The sequence below is a fragment of the Inquilinus sp. YAF38 genome (genome assembly GCF_052113205.1).
Classification (GTDB): Bacteria; Pseudomonadota; Alphaproteobacteria; order DSM-16000; family Inquilinaceae; genus Inquilinus.
In genome coordinates, this window is the sequence record NZ_JBFRCU010000027.1 from 35,876 (window position 1) to 55,943 (window position 20,068).

Here is a 20,068-nt window from a genome sequence, read left to right on the forward strand (position 1 = left end):
ATTAGAGCCGGATTCAAGCCGGAGGCGAAAGGGCAAATCAGGTAAATACAATTTTAGGAAATCGCAATTCCTTGCCATTGTCCAGCACGTCAGTACCGAGTTGCGGGGGCTCCGCAGCGCGCATTGACGAATCGAACGTCAGCCGCCAAAGGTGGATGTCTCGGCATCCGGGCCGCAATCCGCCGCCGGCGGTTCCGGGCAGACCGGCGATGGCGAGGGACATGGGGACGATCATGCGCAAATTCGGGCGGCATCTCATCGGTTCGATCGCGGCGGCTGCCGTGGCCCTCGCCCTCGGTGCCGCGCTGCCGGCCCAGGCGGCCGGCGGCAAGCTGGTCTTCATCTCCCCCGACCCGCTCGGAGTGAACGATTTCCTGAAGCTCGGCCGCAAGGGGGCCGAGGCGGCGGCGGCTGCGATCGGCGGCGAGGCCAAGGTCTATGAGAGCACCGACCCGGCCACCCGCCGCCAGAATGTCGAGGCCGCGGCGCGCGAGGGCGCGGCAGTGGTGATCGTGATCGGCTTCGAGTTCGGCGACATCGTGCCGGATGCGGCGGCGAAGTTCCCGGACATCAAGTTCCTGATCGTCGACCAGTGCATCCAGAAGCCGATGCCGAACGTCTACTGTGCCGTGTTCCGCGAGCATGAGGGCGCATACCTGGCCGGCGCCGAAGCGGCGCTCACCTCGGAAAGCGGCACCATCGGTTCGGTCGGCGCGCTCGACATCCCGTTCCTGCACCGCTTCACCGACGGCTTCGCCGCCGGCGCCAAGGCGGTGAATGACGAGATCGTGGTCAGCCCGACGGTCTGGGTCGGCGGCGACCACCCGTTCTCCGACCCGGTGCGGGCGCAGCAGCAGGCGGTGTCGCTGATCAGCGAGGGCGCCGACCGGGTGCTGGCCGCCACCTCCGGCGGCAATGGCGGCATCTTCAAGGCGGCCGAGGCGACGCCAGGCACCCTGGTCTTCGGCGTCGACGTCAACCAGTGCCCGCTGGCGCCGGGCGCGGTGATGGACAACATCGAGAAGAAGGTCGATGTCGCCCTGGTCGAGGCGGTCAAGGGCATCCTGGCCGGGACCCAGGCGCCACTGACTTCGTATGGGGTGAAGGAGGGCGGCATCACCCTCACCGGCCTCGGTGACGACGTCGCCGGCTCCAAATGCCTGATCGCCGAGCATCCCGACGTGATCACCAAGGTGAAAGAGCTGCGCGACGCCATCGCCGCCGGCACGGTGACGGTGACCGATCCGCTGACGGCCGGCCAGTAAGTCCCGGGAGGACGGTGCCGTGGCGTTCCTGGAGATGCGCGGCATCGTCAAGCGCTACCCCGGCGTGCTGGCGAACGACCGGGTCGACCTGTCGGTCGAGGCCGGCGAGATCCATGCGGTGATGGGTGAGAACGGGGCCGGCAAGTCGACCCTGATGGGCATTCTCTACGGGCTGGTGCAGCCGGACGAGGGCGAGATCGTGATCGACGGCCGGAAGCGGCCGTTCCGCTCGCCGATCGACGCCATCGCCGCCGGCCTCGGCATGGTGCACCAGGCCTTCAAGCTGTTCGACAGCCTGACGGTCTGGGAGAACGTCGCCTACCGGGCCGAGCCGCGGCGCGGGCCGTTCATCGACCGCGCCGCCGCCCGCCGGAAGGTGGCGGAGCTGGCGCGGCGTCACGGCCTGCCGATCGACCCAGACGCCCGGGTCGGCGCCCTGCCGGTCGGGGTCAAGCAGCGCATCGAGATCCTGAAGGCGCTGTACCGCGACGCCCGCATCCTGATCCTGGACGAGCCGACGGCGGTGCTGACCCCGGGCGAGCGCGACGGGCTGTTCCGGGTGATGCGCGGCCTGGCGGCGGACGGCCGCACCATCCTGTTCGTCACCCACAAGATCCATGAGGTGATGGCGGTGACCGACCGCATCACCGTGCTGCGCGACGGCCGCGTGGCCGACCGCATGGTCACGGCCGAGACCGACCCGCAGGCGATCATCCGGGCGATGACCGGCCGCAACGTGACGCTGAAGGTCGACAAGGCGCCGGCCGAACCGGGCCGGCCGCTGCTCGAGGTCGAGGGGTTGGTTCTGGCGGCGCCGGGCAAGCCCGCGGTCGATGGCGTCTCCTTCGCCGTGCGGGCGGGCGAGATCGTCGGCATCGCCGGCGTCGCCGGCAACGGCCAGACCGAGCTGATCGAGATCGTGGCCGGGCTCCGGGCCGCCGATGCCGGGACGATCCGGGTCGACGGCCGCGACGTTACTGCCGCCGGGGTGGCCGGCCGCCGCGCCGCCGGCATCGCCTATGTCCCCGAGGATCGCGCCCACACCGGCACGGCGTTGCGCGCCAGCGCCACCGATAATCTATCCATGGGCTTCCACCGCCGGCCGCCGCTGTCCCGCCGCGGCGTGCTGGATCGCGCGACGATGCGCGACCGGGCTCGCGGCCTGATCGCCCGCTTCGGCATCAAGATCCCGGGTGAGGGAACGGCGGTGGGCACCCTGTCCGGCGGCAATCTCCAGAAGGTGGTGGTGGCGCGCGAGCTGGACCATCAGGCGCCGGTGCTGATCGCCGAGCAGCCGACCCGCGGCGTCGATGTCGGCGCTATCGAATTCATCCACGGGCAGCTGGTGGCGGAGCGCGACCGCGGCCGCGCCGTGCTGCTGGTCTCGGCCGAGCTGGGCGAGATCCTCGCCCTCTCCGACCGGGTGCTGGTGATGTATGAAGGCCGGGTGATCGCCGAGGTGGCGGGCGCCGACGCCACCGAAACCAGCCTCGGCCTGCTGATGGCCGGGGTTGTGGGGGAGGCGGCATGAGGGGCCTCTCCGATGGGCATCAGGTTTTTGCGTTGCCTCTCCCGCTTGCGGGAGAGGTCGGAGACGCGAAGCGGCTCCGGGTGAGGGCTCTTTGTCGAGGCTCGGGCCAACCCTCACCCGGACGTCCTGGCGGACGTCCGACCTCTCCCGCCAGGCGGGAGAGGCAACGCGAAAGGGTCTTGGGATCGGCTCCCTCGCATCGGGGCATCCCATGACCGCCGCCACTGCCCTGCGTGGCGCCGCCACCTCTTCCGTGCTGTGGGCGATCCTCGGCGGGCTCGTCATCGGGGCGCTGATCGCCCTGGCCGCCGGGCACGACCCCATTGCCGTCTACGGCGAGATCCTGGCCGGCGCCGTGGTCGGGCCGAACCTGGCGGAGACGATTGCCCGGGCGGTGCCGCTGGTCGGCATGACCCTGGTGGCGGCGATCCCGCTGCGCGGCGGCATGGTCAATCTCGGCGGCGACGGGCAGCTGGTGCTGGGCGGGCTGGTGGCGGCGGTGGTGGCGCTGTACCTGCCGGCCCCCGGCGAGGTCCGGCTGGTCGCCGCGATCCTGGCGGCGATGGCCGTCTCCGGCGCCTATGCGGCGCTGGCCGCCTGGGGCGAGGTGCGGTTCGGCGTGCCGCTCTTGATCTCGACCCTGCTGCTCAGCTACCCGGCCCAGGGCGTCAGCTCCTATCTGGCACGCTTCCCGCTGCGCGATCCATCGACCGGCATGCCCGAGACCTACCGGGTCGAGGAGGCGGCGCGGCTGCCGGTGCTGGTGCCGGGCACGCCGATCACCTGGGGCCTGGTCCTGCTGCTGCTGGTGATCGCTGCCGTGGTGTTCACCGACCGGCGCGGCACCGCCGGCTACGAGCTGCGGCTGCGCGGCCTGAACCCGCGCTTCGTCGCCTATGGCGGGGTCGATCTCGGCCGCCAGACCGTGCGGACCCTGTTCGCCAGCGGCGCCGTGGCCGGGCTGGTCGGCGCCATGCTGGTGCTGGGCGACCAGTTCCGCTTCACCGACCACGCGCTGCTGTCGCCGTCCTACACCTGGTCCGGGCTGATGGCGGCGCTGCTGGCGATGGGCGAGCCGATCGGCGCCGTCTGCGCCGGGCTGTTCTTCGCCGCGCTGCAGACCGGCGGCTTCGCCATGGAGCGGGCGACCGAGGTGCCGCGGGTGCTGACCCTGGTGCTGCAGGCCGTGATCATCCTGCTGCTGGCCATGCGACACGGCCTGGGCCGCCCCGGCCTGCGGAGGCGATGACCGGCATGGACTGGCTGTCGCTGTTCAACGCGGTGCTGTTTGCCCAGACCATCCAGGCGGTGACGCCGATCCTGCTGGCCGCCCTGGCCGGGGTGCTGTGCGACCGCGCCGGCGTGTTCAACATCGCGCTGGAAGGCCAGATGCTGATCGGCGCCTTCGCCGCCATCGTCGGCACTTGGTACACCGGCAGCGTCGCCGGCGGCGTCGCCGTCGCCCTCATCGGCACCATGGCATTCTCGRCCATCCTCGCGCTGGGATCGACCTGGTTCCGCGGCGACCCGATCGTCATCGGCATCGGTCTCAACCTGCTGGCCTCCGGCCTGACCGCCTTCCTGCTGCGCATTCTGTTCGGCGTCTCCGGTACCTTCACCGACCCGACCATGCAGGACCTGCCGCGCGTGGCGCTGCCGCGGATCGCGGCGGTGCCCTGGTTCACCCGCGTCTTCGGCAGCCACAGCGTGCTGACCTGGGCGGCCTGGATCCTGGTGGCGGTGATCGCCGTGTTCCTGTTCCGCACGGTCTGGGGCCTGCGCCTGCGCGGCGTCGGTGAGCGGCCGGATGCGGCGGAGACGCTGGGCGCCGACGTTGCTCGCACCCGCATCGCCGCGGTGCTGGCCGGCGGCGCCCTGTGCGGCCTGGCCGGGGCGCAGCTGTCGCTCGGCAGCGTCACCCTGTTCGCCGAGGATATGAGCGCCGGGCGCGGCTGGATCGCGGTCGTGGCGGTGATGCTCGGCCGCGGCCATCCAGTCGGCGTCGCCCTGGCCTGCCTGCTGTTCGGCTTCGCCGACGCCGCCGGCCTGCGGCTGCAGGGCAGGGGGCTGCCGAACCAGCTCACCGATATGGCACCCTATGTCATCACCCTGGTCGCGCTGGTGGTCGCCCGCGGGCGGCGCCGGCGCGGGGCCATGGCCTGAAAGCGAGGAAACGATGGAAGACCCCTATGTCCTGGCGGAAGCCGCCGCCGCGGCGCTGAAGCAAAAGCTCGGCGCCGACCATCACGCCGCGATCGTGCTCGGCTCAGGCTGGGGCCCCGCGGTGGACAAGATCGGCGAGACCGTGGCCGAGGTGCCGTTCACCGAGATCCCGGGCTTCCCGCCGACCACCGTGCTCGGCCACAAGGGCGTGTTCCGCAGCGTCAAGGCCGGTGACAGGCGCATCCTGGTGATGGCCGGGCGGGTGCATCTCTATGAGGGCCACCCGCCGGCCAAGGTGGTGCATGGCGTGCGCAGCATGGTGCTGGCGGGGACGAAGATCATCGTCCTGACCAATGCCTGCGGCGGGCTGCGGCCGGGCATGAAGCCCGGCGAGCCGGTGCTGCTCCGCGACCACATCAACTTCACCGGCGTGTCGCCGCTGTTCGGGCCGAACCCGGAGAAGCTGGGACCGCGCTTCGTCGACCTGACCGGCTGCTATTCGCCGCGGCTGCGGCAGGCGGCGCAGGCGCTGGACCCGACGCTGACCGAAGGCGTCTATGTCGGCTTCCCCGGCCCGATGTTCGAGACGCCGGCCGAGATCCAGATGGTCGGCCGCTGGGGCGGCGACATGGTCGGCATGTCGACGGTGCTGGAGGCGATCGCCGCCCGCCATCTCGGCGCCGAGGTGCTGGGCCTGTCTTTGGTCACCAACCTCGCCGCCGGCCTGCCGGGCGCCGACCTCGACCACGAGCACATCCTCGAGGTCGCAAAGGGCACGGCCGAGCGGATGGGCGGGCTGTTCCACGACCTGGTGCGGACGATCTGAAGGATCGCCCGCATCGAGGTCACTCGGAGCAGTAACGGAACCAAAAACTGTCATGCCCGGGCTTGACCCGGGCATCCAGAGGATGTCGACATCTTCTGGATTGCCGGGTCAAGCCCGGCAATGACAGTGAAGGAATTGGCTTCGTACTTCAGTGGTTGTTGCGCGGCACGCCCATGGTCTGGGCGACGCGCTGGTACTTCAGTGCCGGCTTGAGCGCCATGCCTCCGGCCAGCTGGTCGGTCATGCCACGCTGGATCTCCTGCCACGGGGTCTGGCTGGCCGGGTATTTGTAGCCGCCCTGGGCCTCAAGCGCGGTCCGCCGCCGCGCCAGCTCCTCATCGGAGACCAGGACGTTCACGGTGCGCTGGCGCAGGTCGACCCGCACCTTGTCCCCGGTCTTCAGCAGGGCCAGGCCGCCGCCGGCCGCTGCCTCGGGCGAGGCGTTCAGGATCGAGGGCGAGCCCGAGGTGCCGGACTGGCGGCCGTCGCCGATGCAGGGCAGGGCGTGGACGCCCTGCTGGATCAGGCGCGCCGGCGGCTGCATGTTCACCACCTCGGCGGCGCCGGGATAGCCGATCGGTCCGGTGCCGCGGATCACCAGGATCGAGAACGCGTCAATCTCGAGCGCCGGGTCGTCGATCCGGTGGTGGTAGTCCTCGGGTCCGTCGAAGACCACGGCCTTGCCGACGAAGGCCTCCGGGTCCTGCGGGTTCGACAAGTAGCGGTCGCGGAATTCCGGCGAGATCACGCTGGTCTTCATGATCGCGCTGTCGAACAGGTTGCCCTTGAGGTTCAGGAAGCCCGAATGGGCCTTCAGCGGCCGGTCGGCCGGGCGGATCACCTCGGGGTTCAGGTTCTCCACGTCCCGGCAGTTGTCGCCGATGGCGCGGCCATTGACCGTGACCGCGCCCGGATGCGGCAGCAGGCCGGCCTTCAGCAACTCCGCCACCACCGCCGGCACGCCGCCCGCCTGGTGGAAGTCCTCGCCGAGATACTCCCCGGCCGGCTGCAGGTTGACCAGCAGCGGGATGTCGTGGCCGATCTTCTCCCAATCGTCATTGTCGAGCGGCACGCCGAGATGGCCGGCGATGGCGTTCAGGTGGATCGGTGCGTTGGTCGACCCGCCGATGGCGGAGTTGATCACGATCGCGTTCTCGAACGCCTCGCGGGTCATGATGTCGGACGGCTTGATGTCCTGCCTCACCATCTCGACGATGCGTTGGCCGGTCACATAGGCGATCTGACCACGCTCGCGGTACGGCGCCGGGATCGCGGCCGCCCCCGGCAGCTGCATGCCCAGCGCCTCGGCCAGCGAGTTCATCGTCGAGGCCGTGCCCATGGTGTTGCAGTAGCCGACCGACGGGGCCGAGGCAGCGACGATGTCCATGAACTCGTCATAGCCGATCTCGCCGGTCGCCAGGCGCTCGCGCGACCGCCAGACGATGGTGCCGGACCCGACCCGCTCGCCCTTGTGCCAGCCGTTCAGCATCGGCCCAACCGACAGGGCGATGGCCGGGATGTTGACGGTGGCGGCCGCCATCAGCAGCGCCGGGGTGGTCTTGTCGCAGCCGACGGTCAGCACGACGCCGTCCAGCGGATAGCCGTACAGCACCTCGACCAGCGACAGATAGGTCAGGTTGCGGTCCAGCGTGGCCGACGGGCGCTTGCCGGTTTCCTGGATCGGATGGCAGGGAAACTCGAACGGCACGCCGCCGGCCGCGCGGATGCCGGCGCTGACCCGCTTCGCCAGCTCGATATGATGCCGGTTGCAGGGCGACAGGTCCGACCCGGTCTGGGCGATGCCGATCATCGGCTTGCCGGACTGGAGCTCCTCGCGCGTGATCCCGAAATTCAGGTAGCGCTCGATATACAGGGCAGTCATCCCCGGATCGTCGGGGTTGTCGAACCACTGCTGGGACCGCAGCGGTCTCGATCGGTCTTGGCCGGCCATCGTCTTCTTTCCTCCAAACGCCGCGCTTTGCGTCGGCGCCCCACACCAAAGGCAAATTGTACGACGATATTAGGGCACCAGGAGGCGGTTCGGATAGAGGCGGATTTGCCAGGACCGACCGCGTGGCGGAACCCAGCAAGATATGCCGCCATTCGGGAGAATAGGAGGCTGTCCCATGCCGCGCATCCCGATCCACTCCAGCGCCGTGAACTCCGTCGGCTATGATCCGCGGACCAAGGCACTCGACATCGAATATGCCGACGGCATCGTCTATCGCTACGCCCGGGTGCCGGACCGAATCTTCCGGCAGCTGCTGCGGGCGCCGTCGAAGGGCCGGTTCGTGAATTCCCGCATCCGCGACGCCTATCCGTTTCGCCGTATCGGCTGAACCGTCTGCCGCAATCCGGCCACCGGGTCCTGGTCCGATAGCGGGATGATTCGGCGTCGCGTCTTCCTCTCGCTCGGTCTTCTGCCGGTCGCCGGCCGCATCGCCGGGGCCGAAGCGCCGGACTGGCCACGGCAACTGGTGGCGGCCGCGGAGGCCCAGATCGGCGTCACGGTGACCTACGATCCCGCCTATGCCCGGCTGGCCTATCCCGGCGGCGACGTTCCGCGCGATCGCGGCGTCTGCACCGATGTGGTGATCCGCGCCTACCGCGACGCCTTCGGCATCGACCTGCAGCGCCTGGTGCATGAGGACATGCGAGGCAACTTCACGCGCTATCCCCGCGCCTGGAGGCTGTCGCGGCCGGACCCGAACATCGACCACCGGCGGGTGCCGAACCTGCAGGCCTTCTTCCGCCGCCGCGGCCGGGCGCTGCCCGCCGAATCGCCAGGGGACTTCGCCGAGGGCGACCTGGTGACCCAGATGCTGCCGGGCAATCTGCCGCACATCGCCATCGTCACCGGCCAGATCGGCGTCGGCGGGGCGCCGCTGATGGTCCACAACATCGGCGGCGGCGCGCGGCTGGAGGATCGGCTGCTCGACTTTCCGGTCACCGGCCGCTACCGGTTCATCACCGGCTAGGGCCGGACCCACAACAGGCAGACCCGGCATGAAGGCCGCCATCTTCGATCTCGACGGCACCCTGGTGGACAGCGCGCCGGACATCGCCCATGCGGTCAACCGCATGCTGGCCGATCGCGGCGCGCCGGCGCAGCCGGTCGCCTTCATCGAGACCCTGGTGGGTGAGGGGGCGCGGGCGCTGGTGGCCAAGCTGCATCGCGCGCTCGGCCTGCCGGCCGAGGATGTCGACCGCGACACCCGGATCTATCTCGATTACTACGCCGCCCGGCCGGTGGCGGACTCCCGGCTCTACGCCGATGCGGCGACGGCGCTGCCGGCGCTGAAGGCCGCGGGCATCCGGCTCGGGGTCTGCACCAACAAGCCGCAGGCACTGGCCGAGCTGGTGCTCGACCGGCTCGGGCTGCTGCAGCATCTGTCTGCGGTGGTCGGGGCCGACACCACGCCGTTCGTCAAGCCGGACCCGCGGCCGCTGCTGCACACGCTGGACCTGCTGGACGTGGCGCCGGGCCAGACGGTCTATGTCGGCGACACCGGCATCGACCTGGCCTGCGCCCGGGCGGCCGGGGTGCCCTGCCGGATCGTCGACTGGGGCACCGGCCCGGCCGTGCCGGTCGAGGCTTCGGCGCGGCTGGGACGCTTCGCGGATCTGCTGCCGGCGTAGAGGGTCAGCGGGACAGCGCGAACCGCCCGCTGGTGCGGCGGGCGAAGGACCGTTCGGCCAGGACGCCGAAGCCCAGGCCGATGGTGGTCCACAGCACGGCGTGCATGCCGAGCGAGGCGATCCGGAACTGCCACAGCAGGTCGGCCGGGAAGCCGTCCGGCACCTCGTTCACCACCGGCAACGCGACCTGCGCGACCGCGATGATGGCGATGTAGACGGCGCCTGCGATCAGGCCAGCGCTCCAGCCGCCACGGCGCCGGGCCAGACCGAGGGCGAGGTTCACGGCCAGCACCAGGGCCGCGACCGAGATCGCCAGCATGACGAAGAACAGCGTCGTGCGCTCGCCGATCGTGTCCGGATTGCCGACCGCAGGCGGATTGGCCGGGTATTTCAGGCTGGGCACCACCACCAGTGCTACGAAGGCGGCGAGCGCCAGCAGCGCCGCGGTGGCGCGGGGGTCGAGCCGGCCGACCCGGCCATAGGTGAAGGCGAAGACCAGTGCGAACAGCCCGCCGATGGCGGCGCCGTAGACGACCGCGCCGGTCAGCAGGCCGAGCCCGGCCTGGGTGTCGCGGCTGACCAGCTCCGGCTCCTCCGCCTCGCCGCCGGCCGGGGCGGCCGCGGCGTGGTCGCCGTGCTCATGCGAATGGCCCAGCGTCCCTTCCAGGGCAATGGCCCGGTCCACCTGCGGTTCGCCGAAGATCCGGGCGAAGCCGAAGGCAAGCAGCCCCGCCAGCACGCCCACCAGCATGCCGCGCAGCAACAGGCTTCCAACCATGGCGGTTGGCCTCAGTGGCAGGGGAAGCCGAGCAGATGGCGGCCGTCATGCACGAATTCGTGGACATAGCTGCCGGAGAGGAGCGAGGTCGCACCCTGCTCGGCTCCGACGAAATACACCGCCAGCAGCAGGAGCAGCCCGGCGAACACCGCCCAGGGCAGCACCTCACCGACCGGGATCGGACCGACGGGAATGGAGATCGGACGGGCCGTGGCGGTGGTGACGGACATGATAGGGCTCCCCTGGGATAAACGCGTCCCGCTGATATGCACCGGGCCATGGCGAGGTCTGACTTCCGGAACCGCGTCGGCGACGCCGTCCCGGTCACAGTGGCGCGACCGTGCCGGACTTCCACCGGCTTCCGCATCCATGGCGACCGGCTGCAGCATGGGTCGCGGCCCGGCGTCTGTCAATCGAAGCCGCTGCCGGCGGGCGGTGGGCTGTGCTTTGCTGACGGCCAGCACCACCGCCGCCGAACGGTCCCGCCGATGCCGACCCGCCTGACGCTGATCTGCCATGGCGCCACCGCCGCCACCCGGTCGGGCGCGTTTCCCGCCGACGAGCCGCTGGAAGAGCGTGCTTTGGCTCGGGCGACGGCGCTGCAGCCGATGATCCGGCGGGCCGACCGGGCCTGGACCAGCCCGGCGCTGCGGGCGCGGCAGACCGTGGCTGCGCTCGGGCTCGATGCGGTCGAGGAGCCGGCGCTGCGCGATGTCGATCACGGGCGCTGGGCCGGGCGGCGGCTGGAGGAGATCCAGGCCGAGGAGCCGGAGGGAGTCATCGCTTGGCTGGCCGATCCGGATGCGGCCCCGCATGGCGGCGAGCCGCTGTCGGCAGTGCTGTGCCGGGCCGCGTCCTGGCTCGACGCCAGGGCCGGCGAGGGCGGTCACGGCATCGCCGTCACCCATGCATCGATGATCCGGGCGGCGGTCCTGCATGTGCTGGCGGCGCCGGCCTCTTCCTTCTGGCGCATCGATATCGCCCCGCTGAGCGTCGTCGAGCTGAGCCATGACGGCAGGCGCTGGGCCTGGCGTGCCTCAGGCCTTCCCTTCGCCGGCTGAAGGCCTCGGGGACTTGTCCTGCCGGAGCGGCGATCTCACTTTGGAGACTGCATCGCGCTTGCGGCCGCGCCCGGCCGCCGGAGACATCCCATGGCCCTGAAGATCGATCCCTGGACCTTTCCCGCCCCCGAGCTGGACGCAACCGAGCAGGGCCGTCGCTCGATCGTGCTGGGCGGCGGCTGCTTCTGGTGCACCGAGGCGGTCTACAGCCAGCTCGACGGAGTGCTGTCGGTGCGGCCCGGCTATGCCGGCGGCACCCGGGAGACGGCCGACTACCGCACCGTCTGCACCGGCACCACCGACCATGCCGAGGTGATCGAGGTGGCTTATGATTCCGGCAAGATCAGCCTGGGCCAGATCCTCAAGCTGTTCTTCTCGATCGCCCACGACCCGACTCAGAAGGACCGCCAGGGCAACGATGTCGGCCGTCAGTACCGCTCGGCGATCTTTTACGCCGACGACGAGCAGAAGCGGGTGGCCGAGGCCTATATCGCCCAGATCCAGCGGGACCGGCTGTTCGACACGCCGGTCGTGACCGAAGTGATGCCGCTCGAGGCTTTCTACGAAGCCGAGCAGTACCATCACGACTACGCCGCCCGGAATCCGAACCAGCCCTATATCCGCGCAGTCTCGACCCCGAAGGTCGAAARGCTGAAAGCGGTGCATGGCGACCTGCTGAAGCCGGCGGTGAAGGCGGGCTGACGGTTCATACCCCGCGGCGTGGGCAGAGGTCGCGCAGCGGGCAGGCGCTGCAGGAAGGGGCATGGGCGGTGCAGATGGTCTGGCCCAGCAGCTTCATCAGCCGGTGGAGCTCGGCCAGATCCTCGGCGTCCCACGCATCCGGCAGCTGGCGCATCAACTGCTCATGGCCGGCGTCGTAATCCGTCTCGAGCGGCAGCAGCCCCAGCCGGCCGCCGAGCCGCAGTGTTTGCGTGTCGACGACCAAGGCACGCTTGCGCAGCGTGCTGAAGTTCAGCACCTCGGCCGCGATCTTCGAGCCGACGCCGGGCAGGCGGCGGAGCCATTGCATGGCCGCCTCCTCGTCCAGATCGGCCAGATGGTCGAGGCAGAGGCGGCCGGTGCAGGCGACGATCATGCGCAGGGCCTGGGGCAGTTGCTCAGCCTTCGGTCCCGCCAGGTTCACCGGCCAGATGACGCGCAGGATCGCGCGCGGCGATGCCTCGCCCAGCCCGTCCCAGCATGGATAGCGCTGGCGCAGCTCCCTGAAGACGCGCCGAGTGACCTCGTCCCGGGTCTTGGAGCCGAGCATGCTGCGGACCAGCTGGCTGACCGGGTCGCGGCGCCGGCCGTCGCGCCGCGGTCCGAGCCGGGCCAGCAGCCGGTCCCGCACCCGGGGCAGCAGCGGGCGGTCGTCGAGGGCGAGGGAAAGCTGCATCGCCGGTCACCGGGCGCGAGATCCCGCGGCCGCAACCCGATGCGCGGCCGCCAGCCCGGCTCGAGCCCAGTCGATCAGCTCGTCCGGCTCGTCGAACAGCCGGTCCGGCACGCGCCAGAAGGAGAGATCGATGGTGCGGCCCTGCTTCTCGTAGCTCAGGGGTGGGAAGGCCTCGGCCTCCTGGAAGGCTGCGCGGTTGTGATCGTCGACCCGGAGATAGAGGGCGTCCTCCGCAATCATGCCGAACATCACCCCCTCGCAGAACAAGCCGGTCACGCCGAACATTCGCCGGGTCGCGATCGGGCCGAGCGGAGCGATCTGGTCGCGCAGGAACTCGATGAGGCTGTCGCGGGCCGCCATGCTCGATCCTCGAGGGAGGCGATAACTCATCATGGGAACAGATGTGGAACAAATCAAGTGGGAATCGGTGCCTTGGCCACCTGCAGGCCGCGTGGGATAAGGACCTCCGTTCCGCACTGAGGCCGACCATGCTTCGACCGCCCGCCCCGACCATCGACCTTGCCGCCCTGGCGCCGACCGACCGCAGCCGGCGCATGCTGGAGGCGGCGCTGGCCGGGGCCGAGGCGATCCGGGCCCTCCGGGCCCATGCCGGGCGCTGGGAGGGCGCGGCGCTGGAACGCAAAGGCGCGCGGGACTTCGTCACCGCCGCCGACCGGGACTCCGAGGCGGCCGTGGTTGCGGCACTGTCCGCCGCCTTCCCGGATCACGCCATCACCGGCGAGGAAGGCACGGCGATCCGGCGCGACGGGGCCGGCACCTTCCTGGTCGACCCGATCGACGGCACCACCAACTTCGCCTGGGGCATGCCGTTCTTCGGCATCGCCATCGCCCTGGTCGAGGCCGGCGAGACCGTGGCCGGCGTGGTGCTGGACCCCAGCCTGGGCGAGGCCTTCGTCGCCGAGCGCGGCTTCGGCGCCTTCCTCAACGGCCGCCGACTGCGGATCGACCGTGCGGTGGCGCCAGAGGAGGCGCTGGTCGGCGCCAGCCTGCCCGTTCCAGGCCAGGTCCGCAGCATCGAGGTCGAGGCCTATCACCGGGCGCTGCGCCGGGTGATCGACCGCGCCGCCGGGGTGCGGCGCCTCGGCTCCGCCGCGCTCAGCCTGTGCTATGTCGCGGCCGGCCGGCACGACGCCTTCTTCGAGGACGGGCTGTCGCCGCTCGACTATGCCGCGGCGGTGCTGGTGCTGCGCGAGGCCGGCGGCGTCGCCACCGGCTTCGACGGCAGCCCGATCCCGGCGACCGGGGCGGTGCTCGGCGCCAATCCCGGCCTGCATCCCTGGCTGGTCGGCCTGCTCAGCGAAGACTGACTCAACCGCGGCCGCCGACGGCCCGGCGGCGGACGATCTCCTGAGCCTCGACCTCCGGCGGCTGCACCTCGCCGCGCCAGCGGGGCAGGGCGCGCGGGTGCGCCTGCTGCAGCCAGGCGATCATCTTCTCCCGCACCTCGCAGCGCAGGTCGAAGGCGCGGCCGGAGTTGCGGGCGCTGACCAGCATGCGGATCTCCATCACCTGCTCGTGGAAATCGGTGACCTGCAGCACGGTGACCTGGCCGTCCCACAGCGGCGACGCCTTGGCGATCTCGTCCAGCTTGCGCCGCATCTCCTCCACCGGCGCGGTGTGGTCGACATAGAGGAAGACGCTGCCGATCAAAGCGGAGCCCTCGCGCGTCCAGTTCTGGAACGGGTGCTCGATGAAGTAGCTCAGCGGCAGCACCAGCCGGCGCCAGTCCCACAGCCGGACCACGACATAGGTCGCGGTGATCTCTTCGATATTGCCCCATTCGTTCTCGACCAGCACGGCGTCGTCGATCCGGATCGGCTGGGTTACGGCCAACTGGATGCCGGCGATCATGTTCTTCAGCATCGGCTGCAGCGCCAGGCCGATGACCAGGCCGGCGGCGCCGGCCGAGGCCAGCAGGCTGATGCCGTATTGCCGCACCTCTTCGAAGGTCATCAGCGCGGCGGACAGGGTGACCATGACGATCAGCGTCGCCACCACCCGGCGCAGGATCCGGGTCTGGGTGACGTGCTTGCGCGCCAGCAGGTTGTCCTCGGCATCCAGCGTGAAGCGGCGCAGATAGACCGTCATCCAGATGTGCAGCGCGGTCAGCGCCACCCAGCCCAGCAGGGCGATGAAGCCCAGCAGCAGGACTTGGCGCACGACGCCGGTCTCGGCGTCGGTCAGCGGCGCCACGGTGGCCGCGGCGGAGATCGCCACGATCATCGCGGCCAGCCGCGTCGGCCCATGGGTGCGGGACACCAGCGAGCGCCAGAACAGGTCCTTGCCGGCGACGATCCGGGTCGCAGTCCGGAACAGGATCTTGTGGGCAGCCCTGGCGGCCACCACGGCCAGGGCCAGCAGGCCGGCGCTGATCGCCCAGGGCGGCATCCAGGGCAACTGGGCCTGGAACCAGTCCAGCCAGCGGACGATGGCATCGATCATTCGGCGGTCCCGTGCGGGTGTCCCCTGTGCACTGCAATGCGAGGGGGCGCGATGGGTTCCGCCCTAGTGTCGCCGTGTCGCCGCGAACAGCGCCTCCAGCGCGCCCGGCGCATCGGTGGTGATCTGGTCGGCGCGCAGGGCCACCAGCCGGGCCAGCGCGGCCGCGGCGCCGGGATGGTCTGGGTTCAGGGTCCAGGCGTCCACTGTTTTGCCGGCGGCATGACAGGCGGCGATCAGGTCGACCCCCAGCGCGTCGGTGCGCAGCACGATCGGCCAGGACAGGTAGATCATCGCCGCCTCCGGGGCGCGACCCAACGCCGCGGCGATGAAGCGCTCTGCGTCCGCCGCGGTGGCCAGCGTTTCCAGCGTGCCGTTGTCGCAGGGATCGAAACCGAGACGCAGCACGTCCGCGCCCAGGCGGCGCACCGCCGCCCAGTCGCCGCCGCTCAGGATGAAGCGGCCGGCCACCGGCGCCAGCGCCGTCCGGAAGGCGTCGACGCTGCGGTCGTCCAGCGCCGAATCGGCCTCCTTGAGGTCGAGCTGAACCAGGGTCGCGGGATCGGCCCCGGCCGCGGCCAGTTCGGTCAGGTCTTCGAGCAGCAGCAGCCGCTCCTCGGTCGGCGTCCCGTCCTTGCCGCGCATCCGCAAGGCCCGGAGGTCGGCGAAGCCGGCCGCCGCKACCGGGCCGCGGCCGGTGGTCTCGCGGTCCAGCGTCTCGTCGTGCAGGCAGGCGAAGCCGCCATCGGCGCGGCGGCGCAGATCCACCTCCATCGACGCGCCCAGCGCCATGCCCTCGCGCAGCCGGGCCGGGGTGAACGGGATGTCCTCGGGCCGGCGCTGCAGCCGGTGCCATTTCARCCGGGTGCGGTGGCCGCCGGAAAGGATCCCGATACCGTCAGGCATGCGCCTGCTCCTGCGTGCGGGCGGCGGGCTCGGCCAGGGTCAGGTGGCGGGCCGGCTCGCCCGGGCGGAACACGGCGCAGCGGGTCGGACGCAGCGTCACCGCGGCGCCCTCGGCGATGCCGGCCCGGCCGAGCTGCAGCTTGAGCGCAGCGCCGTTGCCGATGTCGACATCCGCTATCCGCACGGCGCCGAGATCGACCAGCCGGGCGACCCGGCCGGAGACGGCGTCCGACGTGCCGGCGGGCACGGAGACCAGATCCTCCGGCCGCAGCGCCAAAGTGGCGGGGCCGTCCGGCAGGTCGCAGGGGATCGTCAGACCGTGCCAGCGCAGCCGCCCGGCCTCCACCCGCGCCTCGGCCAGGGTCATGGTGCCGATGAAGCCGGCGACGAACTCGGTCTCGGGCCGGGCATAGATCTCGCCGGGCCGGCCGACCTGCTCGATCCGCCCGTCCTTCATCACCACGATGCGGTCGGCCAGCGTCATCGCCTCCTCCTGGTCGTGGGTGACGAAGACGGTGGTCAGGCCCAGGCGGCGCTGGATCGCCCGCACCTCCTCGCGCAGCCGCACCCGCAGATGGGCGTCGAGGGCGGAGAAGGGCTCGTCCATCAAGAGGATCTTCGGCTCCAGCACGACGCAACGGGCGATGGCGACGCGCTGCTGCTGGCCGCCGGACAGCTGGCCGGGATAGCGGTTGCCGTAGCCGGACAGGCCGACCAGATCCAGCACGCCGTCGACCCGGCGGTCGACCTCGCCGCGCGACAGCGGCCGCAGCCGCAGGCCGAAGGCGATGTTGCGCGACACGGTCATGTGCGGCCACAGCGCGTGGCTCTGGAACACCATGCCGGTCGGGCGGCGGTTCGGCGGCAGCGCGCCGATATCGGCGCCGTCGATCGCGACCCGGCCGTCGCTCGGCGTCTCGAAGCCGCCGATCATGCGCAGCACGGTCGACTTGCCGCAGCCGGACGGGCCGAGCAGGCAGACCAGCTCGCCGTCGCCGATCGCCAGCGACACGCGGTCGACCGCGGCGGTCTCGCCGAAGCGCTTGGTCAAACGGTCGAGCTCGAGCGTGGCCATGCGTTCCCTAGGCTCCGAGCCCGCGCGCAATGGTGCGGGCGCTGAGGATGTTGCGCGCGAACAGCAGCGCGACGAAGGACGGGACCCACAGCAGCACGGACAGCACCGCACCGTACTGGATCACCAGCTGGTTGTTGATCAGCGAGATCATCAGGATCGGCATGGTCCGCACCGTCGGCGCGCCGATCAGCCAGGCGCCCTCGGTCTCGTAGAAGGTGCCGACGAAGCTCAGCAGCAGGGCGGCGGCGATGGCCGGGCCGGCCTGCGGCAGGGTGACGTGCCAGAAGGTGCGGAACGGCCCGGCGCCGACGTCCCGGGCCGCCTCCTCCAGCCTGCGGTCGACGTTCTGGAAGGCGGCGACCGGGATCCAGATCATGAACAGCAGCGTGTTCAGCACCTGGATGATGGCGACGCCGGCGAAGGTGCCGACCAGGCCGAGCTGCAGGAAGATCGCGGCGATGGCGACGTAGAGGCCGAATTTCGGGAAGGCCTGGGTCGCCAGGAAGGACAGCAGGAGCAGCTGCTTGCCCGCGAAGTCGAGCCGGGCGAAGGCATAGGCGGCGGGCAGGCATATCGCGGCCGAGATCGCGGTCACGGTCACCGACAGCGCCAGCGAGGTGCGCAGCGCCGACCAGACATCGGCCCTGGCCAGGGTCATGCCCCAGAAGCGGAAGCCCCATTGCGTCGGCAGCAGGGCCGGGTAGCGCCAGGCCTCGGCGAAGGCCCACAGGAACACGGTGGCGATCGGCACGATGATCGCCACGCTCAGCACCGTCGCCAGCAGCGGGCCGGGCAGGCGGGGGAGGAGGCTCCGGGCCACGGTCATGAGGCCCCCCGGGCGCGCGACTTCGAGATCGCGCGGACATACAGCACGCCGACCGCGGCGCAGATCAGGAAGGTGACGACGGCCTGGGTCTGGGCCGCGACCGGGTCGCGCACGTCGCCGAAGGTGCGCTGCATGTACACGCCCATCATCTCCGGCGAGGCCGGGCCGAGCAGATAGGGCAGGGTGAAGGCGCCGAAGATGTTGAGGAACTCCAGCGCGAAGGCGATCAGCAGCGAGTTGCGGATCAGCGGCAGGATGATGCTGACCAGGATCCGGAACGGCCCGGCGCCGACGTCGCGCGCCGCCTCGATCGCCGGCAGCGGCACCTGGGCCAGGCCGGACAGCAGCACCAGCAGGGTCAGAGGCACGCCCTCCCACACCAGCCCGATCACCGGACCCCAGGGGCCGAGATAGGGCGAGACGTAGCCGCCGATGCCGAAGGCGGCGAGGATCGTGGCCAACAGGCCGTTCGGCCCGATCGAGCGGATCAGCGCATAGGCGACGATGATGCCGGGCACGAACAGCGGGAACACGGCGATGCCCTGCACCACCGCCGGCAGCCGCCCGCTGGCGAAGCGCAGATACACCGCCAGCGGCAGGCACAGGGCCAGCAGCAGCGCCGTCGCCACCGCCGTGGTCCACAGGGTGAATCCGAGATTGCGGCGGCTCTGCGGGTCGGCGAAGAAGTCGGCGTAGTTCGCCAGGGAGAACACACTGCGGCCGTCGACCTCGACCCGCAGCGTGGTCAGGACTGCCGACACCGCGGGCACCAGCACCAGCGCCACCACCAGCAGCACCGGCGCGGCCACTAGCAGCAGGCCAAGGGCCTGCCGCCGGATGACGCCTGCTCGCAGGGACGGGGCCGCCCCTTCGGTCACTTCGACCGGTCGACGTTGGGGGCGACGTTGCGATACCAGCCGTCATTCATCGCCGCTTCCCAGTCGCCGCCCGGATAGGTGGGGATCGAGGTCGGGATCACCGCGGCGAACTGCTGCTTCAGCTCGGCCGGCAGCTTGCCCCAGTCGACGCCGGGGAAGCCGCCGAGGTCCTTGACGACCGAGACCTGGATCTCGTCGGTCAGCAGGAAGTCGGCCAGGGCCAGGGCGGCGTCCTTGTGCGCCGCGTTGCTGGGCACGACCGCATCGGCGAAGCTGCCGCACAACGCCAGGTCCTGCAGCTGGAACAGCTTGACCGAGGGCGGTAGCACGCCCTGCGCGATGCCCTGCAGCGCCTGGTCCGACCAGGCCGGGATCATCGACACCGCGCCGCTGGCCAGCAGCTGCAGCGTCGGCGTGTTGCCGGCAGCATAGGCGCCGTTCTCGTACAGCGACGGCGCCAGGTCGTTCAGGATGGCCCAGGCTTTGGGCAGCCGCTCCTCCGCCGCCTGTTTCGAAAAGCCGGCGACCGTGAACAGCGCCGGGTCGCGGCCGTTGGCCTCGTGGATGGCGCGGACCACGAAGTTGCGGCCCGACCCGCCCTTGTCCGGCCGGCCGTAGATGAACTGGCCGGGATGGGCCTTGATCCAGGCCACCAGGCCGGGCCAGTCCTTCGGCAGCTCGGCCTCGGCCACCTTCTCCGAATCATAGGCCAGCACGACCTGCGAGCCACGATAGGGCAGGCCGTAGGGCGTCTCGATCGCCAGCGGGTTGACGCGGCCATAGCCGGGAACTGTGCCGGCGTCGAGGCGGACCCACAGCCCGGCCTCGATGCCGTCCTTGGGCAGCCGCGGGTCGTGCTGCTCGAAGAAGTCGACCTGCGGGTCGGCGCCAGCCTTCAGCGCCGCGAACRCCCGGTCGGCGATCGCCACGATGCCGCCGCTGCCGGCGCCGCGCGAGATCACGATGTTGATCTCGAAATCGGGATGCGCCGCCTCGAAGGCCGGCTTCAGGACATTGCTCCACCAGTCCGAGATGTTGGCGTCGCTGGCGGTGTAGACATCGATCCGCGTCGCGGCGGCGCGGGCCCGGCGCTGCGGCACCAGGGCGATGGCGCCGGCGGCGACGCCGGCCGAAAGAACCTGACGGCGATTGAGCATCCTGCCCCCCGAAGACGATCCCATGGCTTGTGGGTGCTGCCTTAGACACGAAGCATGACAGCGTGATGACAGCCGGGCCACCGCTTCGTGACGGCGCGGCGCCGCGA

General features: G+C 70.8%; 23 protein-coding genes. 11 read left to right on the forward strand and 12 right to left on the reverse strand.

Features of this window, described 5'->3' with window-relative positions:
- Positions 1 to 37 precede the first annotated feature (37 nt).
- Positions 38 to 223, reverse strand: a complete 186-nt coding sequence (locus AB4Z01_RS14465) for a hypothetical protein (protein WP_441694694.1) — start codon at positions 221 to 223, stop codon at positions 38 to 40.
- On the opposite strand from AB4Z01_RS14465, the gene AB4Z01_RS14470 reads away from it, so the two are divergent.
- The 5 genes from AB4Z01_RS14470 (at position 222) to AB4Z01_RS14490 (ending at position 5,785) form a co-directional block, all read left to right on the forward strand.
- Positions 222 to 1,265 carry a BMP family ABC transporter substrate-binding protein gene (locus AB4Z01_RS14470; protein WP_441694695.1) on the forward strand — a complete coding sequence of 348 codons (1,044 nt, stop codon included), beginning with the start codon at positions 222 to 224 and terminating at the stop codon, positions 1,263 to 1,265. The genes AB4Z01_RS14465 and AB4Z01_RS14470 overlap by 2 nt on opposite strands.
- Before the next feature lie 19 nt (positions 1,266 to 1,284).
- Entirely contained in the window at positions 1,285 to 2,796 is a 1,512-nt protein-coding gene (locus tag AB4Z01_RS14475) for an ABC transporter ATP-binding protein (RefSeq protein ID WP_441694697.1), read from the forward strand.
- Between the two features lie 211 nt (positions 2,797 to 3,007).
- Complete coding sequence (locus AB4Z01_RS14480; RefSeq protein ID WP_441694699.1) at positions 3,008 to 4,045, forward strand: ABC transporter permease; 1,038 nt, start codon at positions 3,008 to 3,010, stop codon at positions 4,043 to 4,045.
- The gene (locus tag AB4Z01_RS14485; RefSeq protein WP_441694700.1) at positions 4,042 to 4,959 is read left to right on the forward strand and encodes an ABC transporter permease; all 918 of its coding nucleotides are present in this window, start codon (positions 4,042 to 4,044) and stop codon (positions 4,957 to 4,959) included. The genes AB4Z01_RS14480 and AB4Z01_RS14485 overlap by 4 nt, the downstream gene beginning before the upstream one ends.
- Positions 4,960 to 4,972: 13 nt before the next feature.
- Positions 4,973 to 5,785, forward strand: coding sequence for a purine-nucleoside phosphorylase (locus AB4Z01_RS14490; protein WP_441694701.1), 813 nt, complete (start codon positions 4,973 to 4,975; stop codon positions 5,783 to 5,785).
- A 148-nt stretch (positions 5,786 to 5,933) separates the two neighbouring features.
- Here the strand turns inward: AB4Z01_RS14490 and AB4Z01_RS14495 are convergent, their stop codons facing one another.
- On the reverse strand, positions 5,934 to 7,736 hold the full coding sequence (locus tag AB4Z01_RS14495; protein WP_441694703.1) for an IlvD/Edd family dehydratase: 1,803 nt from the start codon (positions 7,734 to 7,736) through the stop codon (positions 5,934 to 5,936).
- Between the two features lie 175 nt (positions 7,737 to 7,911).
- Between AB4Z01_RS14495 and AB4Z01_RS14500 the strand changes: the two genes are divergently transcribed.
- Genes AB4Z01_RS14500 through gph form a run of 3 tightly spaced genes read left to right on the forward strand, consistent with a single transcriptional unit; the run spans position 7,912 to position 9,424 of the window.
- Positions 7,912 to 8,124 carry a KTSC domain-containing protein gene (locus AB4Z01_RS14500; RefSeq protein ID WP_441694705.1) on the forward strand — a complete coding sequence of 71 codons (213 nt, stop codon included), beginning with the start codon at positions 7,912 to 7,914 and terminating at the stop codon, positions 8,122 to 8,124.
- Positions 8,125 to 8,169: 45 nt separating this feature from the next.
- Entirely contained in the window at positions 8,170 to 8,763 is a 594-nt protein-coding gene (locus AB4Z01_RS14505; RefSeq protein WP_441694706.1) for a DUF1287 domain-containing protein, read from the forward strand.
- Between the two features lie 28 nt (positions 8,764 to 8,791).
- A complete protein-coding gene (gph, locus tag AB4Z01_RS14510) occupies positions 8,792 to 9,424 on the forward strand; it encodes a phosphoglycolate phosphatase (RefSeq protein ID WP_441694707.1) in 633 nt (210 codons plus the stop codon).
- 4 nt (positions 9,425 to 9,428) lie between these two features.
- On the opposite strand, the gene AB4Z01_RS14515 is transcribed toward gph, so the two are convergent.
- Both AB4Z01_RS14515 and AB4Z01_RS14520 read right to left on the reverse strand, forming a co-directional pair.
- The gene (locus AB4Z01_RS14515) at positions 9,429 to 10,202 is read right to left on the reverse strand and encodes a CbtA family protein (protein ID WP_441694708.1); all 774 of its coding nucleotides are present in this window, start codon (positions 10,200 to 10,202) and stop codon (positions 9,429 to 9,431) included.
- 11 nt (positions 10,203 to 10,213) lie between these two features.
- Complete coding sequence (locus AB4Z01_RS14520) at positions 10,214 to 10,432, reverse strand: CbtB domain-containing protein (protein WP_441694710.1); 219 nt, start codon at positions 10,430 to 10,432, stop codon at positions 10,214 to 10,216.
- A gap of 258 nt (positions 10,433 to 10,690) precedes the next feature.
- Here AB4Z01_RS14520 and AB4Z01_RS14525 point away from each other — a divergent pair, with 258 nt between their 5' ends.
- Positions 10,691 to 11,263, forward strand: a complete 573-nt coding sequence (locus AB4Z01_RS14525) for a histidine phosphatase family protein (protein WP_441694712.1) — start codon at positions 10,691 to 10,693, stop codon at positions 11,261 to 11,263.
- 90 nt (positions 11,264 to 11,353) lie between these two features.
- The gene (gene msrA, locus AB4Z01_RS14530; protein ID WP_441694714.1) at positions 11,354 to 11,965 is read left to right on the forward strand and encodes a peptide-methionine (S)-S-oxide reductase MsrA; all 612 of its coding nucleotides are present in this window, start codon (positions 11,354 to 11,356) and stop codon (positions 11,963 to 11,965) included.
- Between the two features lie 4 nt (positions 11,966 to 11,969).
- On the opposite strand, the gene AB4Z01_RS14535 is transcribed toward msrA, so the two are convergent.
- Positions 11,970 to 12,659 (reverse strand): endonuclease III domain-containing protein, encoded by a 690-nt coding sequence (locus AB4Z01_RS14535; RefSeq protein WP_441694716.1) that lies wholly within the window; start codon positions 12,657 to 12,659, stop codon positions 11,970 to 11,972.
- Between the two features lie 6 nt (positions 12,660 to 12,665).
- A complete protein-coding gene (locus AB4Z01_RS14540; RefSeq protein WP_441694718.1) occupies positions 12,666 to 13,019 on the reverse strand; it encodes a TfoX/Sxy family protein in 354 nt (117 codons plus the stop codon).
- Positions 13,020 to 13,147: 128 nt separating this feature from the next.
- On the opposite strand from AB4Z01_RS14540, the gene AB4Z01_RS14545 reads away from it, so the two are divergent.
- Entirely contained in the window at positions 13,148 to 13,987 is an 840-nt protein-coding gene (locus tag AB4Z01_RS14545; RefSeq protein ID WP_441694719.1) for an inositol monophosphatase family protein, read from the forward strand.
- Position 13,988: 1 nt separating this feature from the next.
- Here AB4Z01_RS14545 and AB4Z01_RS14550 read toward each other — a convergent pair whose 3' ends face one another.
- From AB4Z01_RS14550 to AB4Z01_RS14575, 6 genes are all read right to left on the reverse strand, one after another.
- Positions 13,989 to 15,122 carry a mechanosensitive ion channel family protein gene (locus AB4Z01_RS14550; protein ID WP_441694721.1) on the reverse strand — a complete coding sequence of 378 codons (1,134 nt, stop codon included), beginning with the start codon at positions 15,120 to 15,122 and terminating at the stop codon, positions 13,989 to 13,991.
- 63 nt (positions 15,123 to 15,185) lie between these two features.
- Complete coding sequence (locus AB4Z01_RS14555; protein WP_441694723.1) at positions 15,186 to 16,025, reverse strand: glycerophosphodiester phosphodiesterase; 840 nt, start codon at positions 16,023 to 16,025, stop codon at positions 15,186 to 15,188.
- A complete protein-coding gene (locus tag AB4Z01_RS14560; RefSeq protein WP_441694725.1) occupies positions 16,018 to 17,100 on the reverse strand; it encodes an ABC transporter ATP-binding protein in 1,083 nt (360 codons plus the stop codon). The genes AB4Z01_RS14555 and AB4Z01_RS14560 overlap by 8 nt, the downstream gene beginning before the upstream one ends.
- Before the next feature lie 7 nt (positions 17,101 to 17,107).
- Positions 17,108 to 17,926, reverse strand: coding sequence for an ABC transporter permease (locus AB4Z01_RS14565; protein WP_441694727.1), 819 nt, complete (start codon positions 17,924 to 17,926; stop codon positions 17,108 to 17,110).
- Positions 17,923 to 18,804, reverse strand: coding sequence for an ABC transporter permease (locus AB4Z01_RS14570; protein ID WP_441694729.1), 882 nt, complete (start codon positions 18,802 to 18,804; stop codon positions 17,923 to 17,925). The genes AB4Z01_RS14565 and AB4Z01_RS14570 overlap by 4 nt, the downstream gene beginning before the upstream one ends.
- Positions 18,801 to 19,961 (reverse strand): extracellular solute-binding protein, encoded by a 1,161-nt coding sequence (locus AB4Z01_RS14575; protein WP_441694731.1) that lies wholly within the window; start codon positions 19,959 to 19,961, stop codon positions 18,801 to 18,803. Before AB4Z01_RS14575 ends, AB4Z01_RS14570 begins: the two co-directional genes overlap by 4 nt.
- Positions 19,962 to 20,068 lie beyond the last annotated feature (107 nt).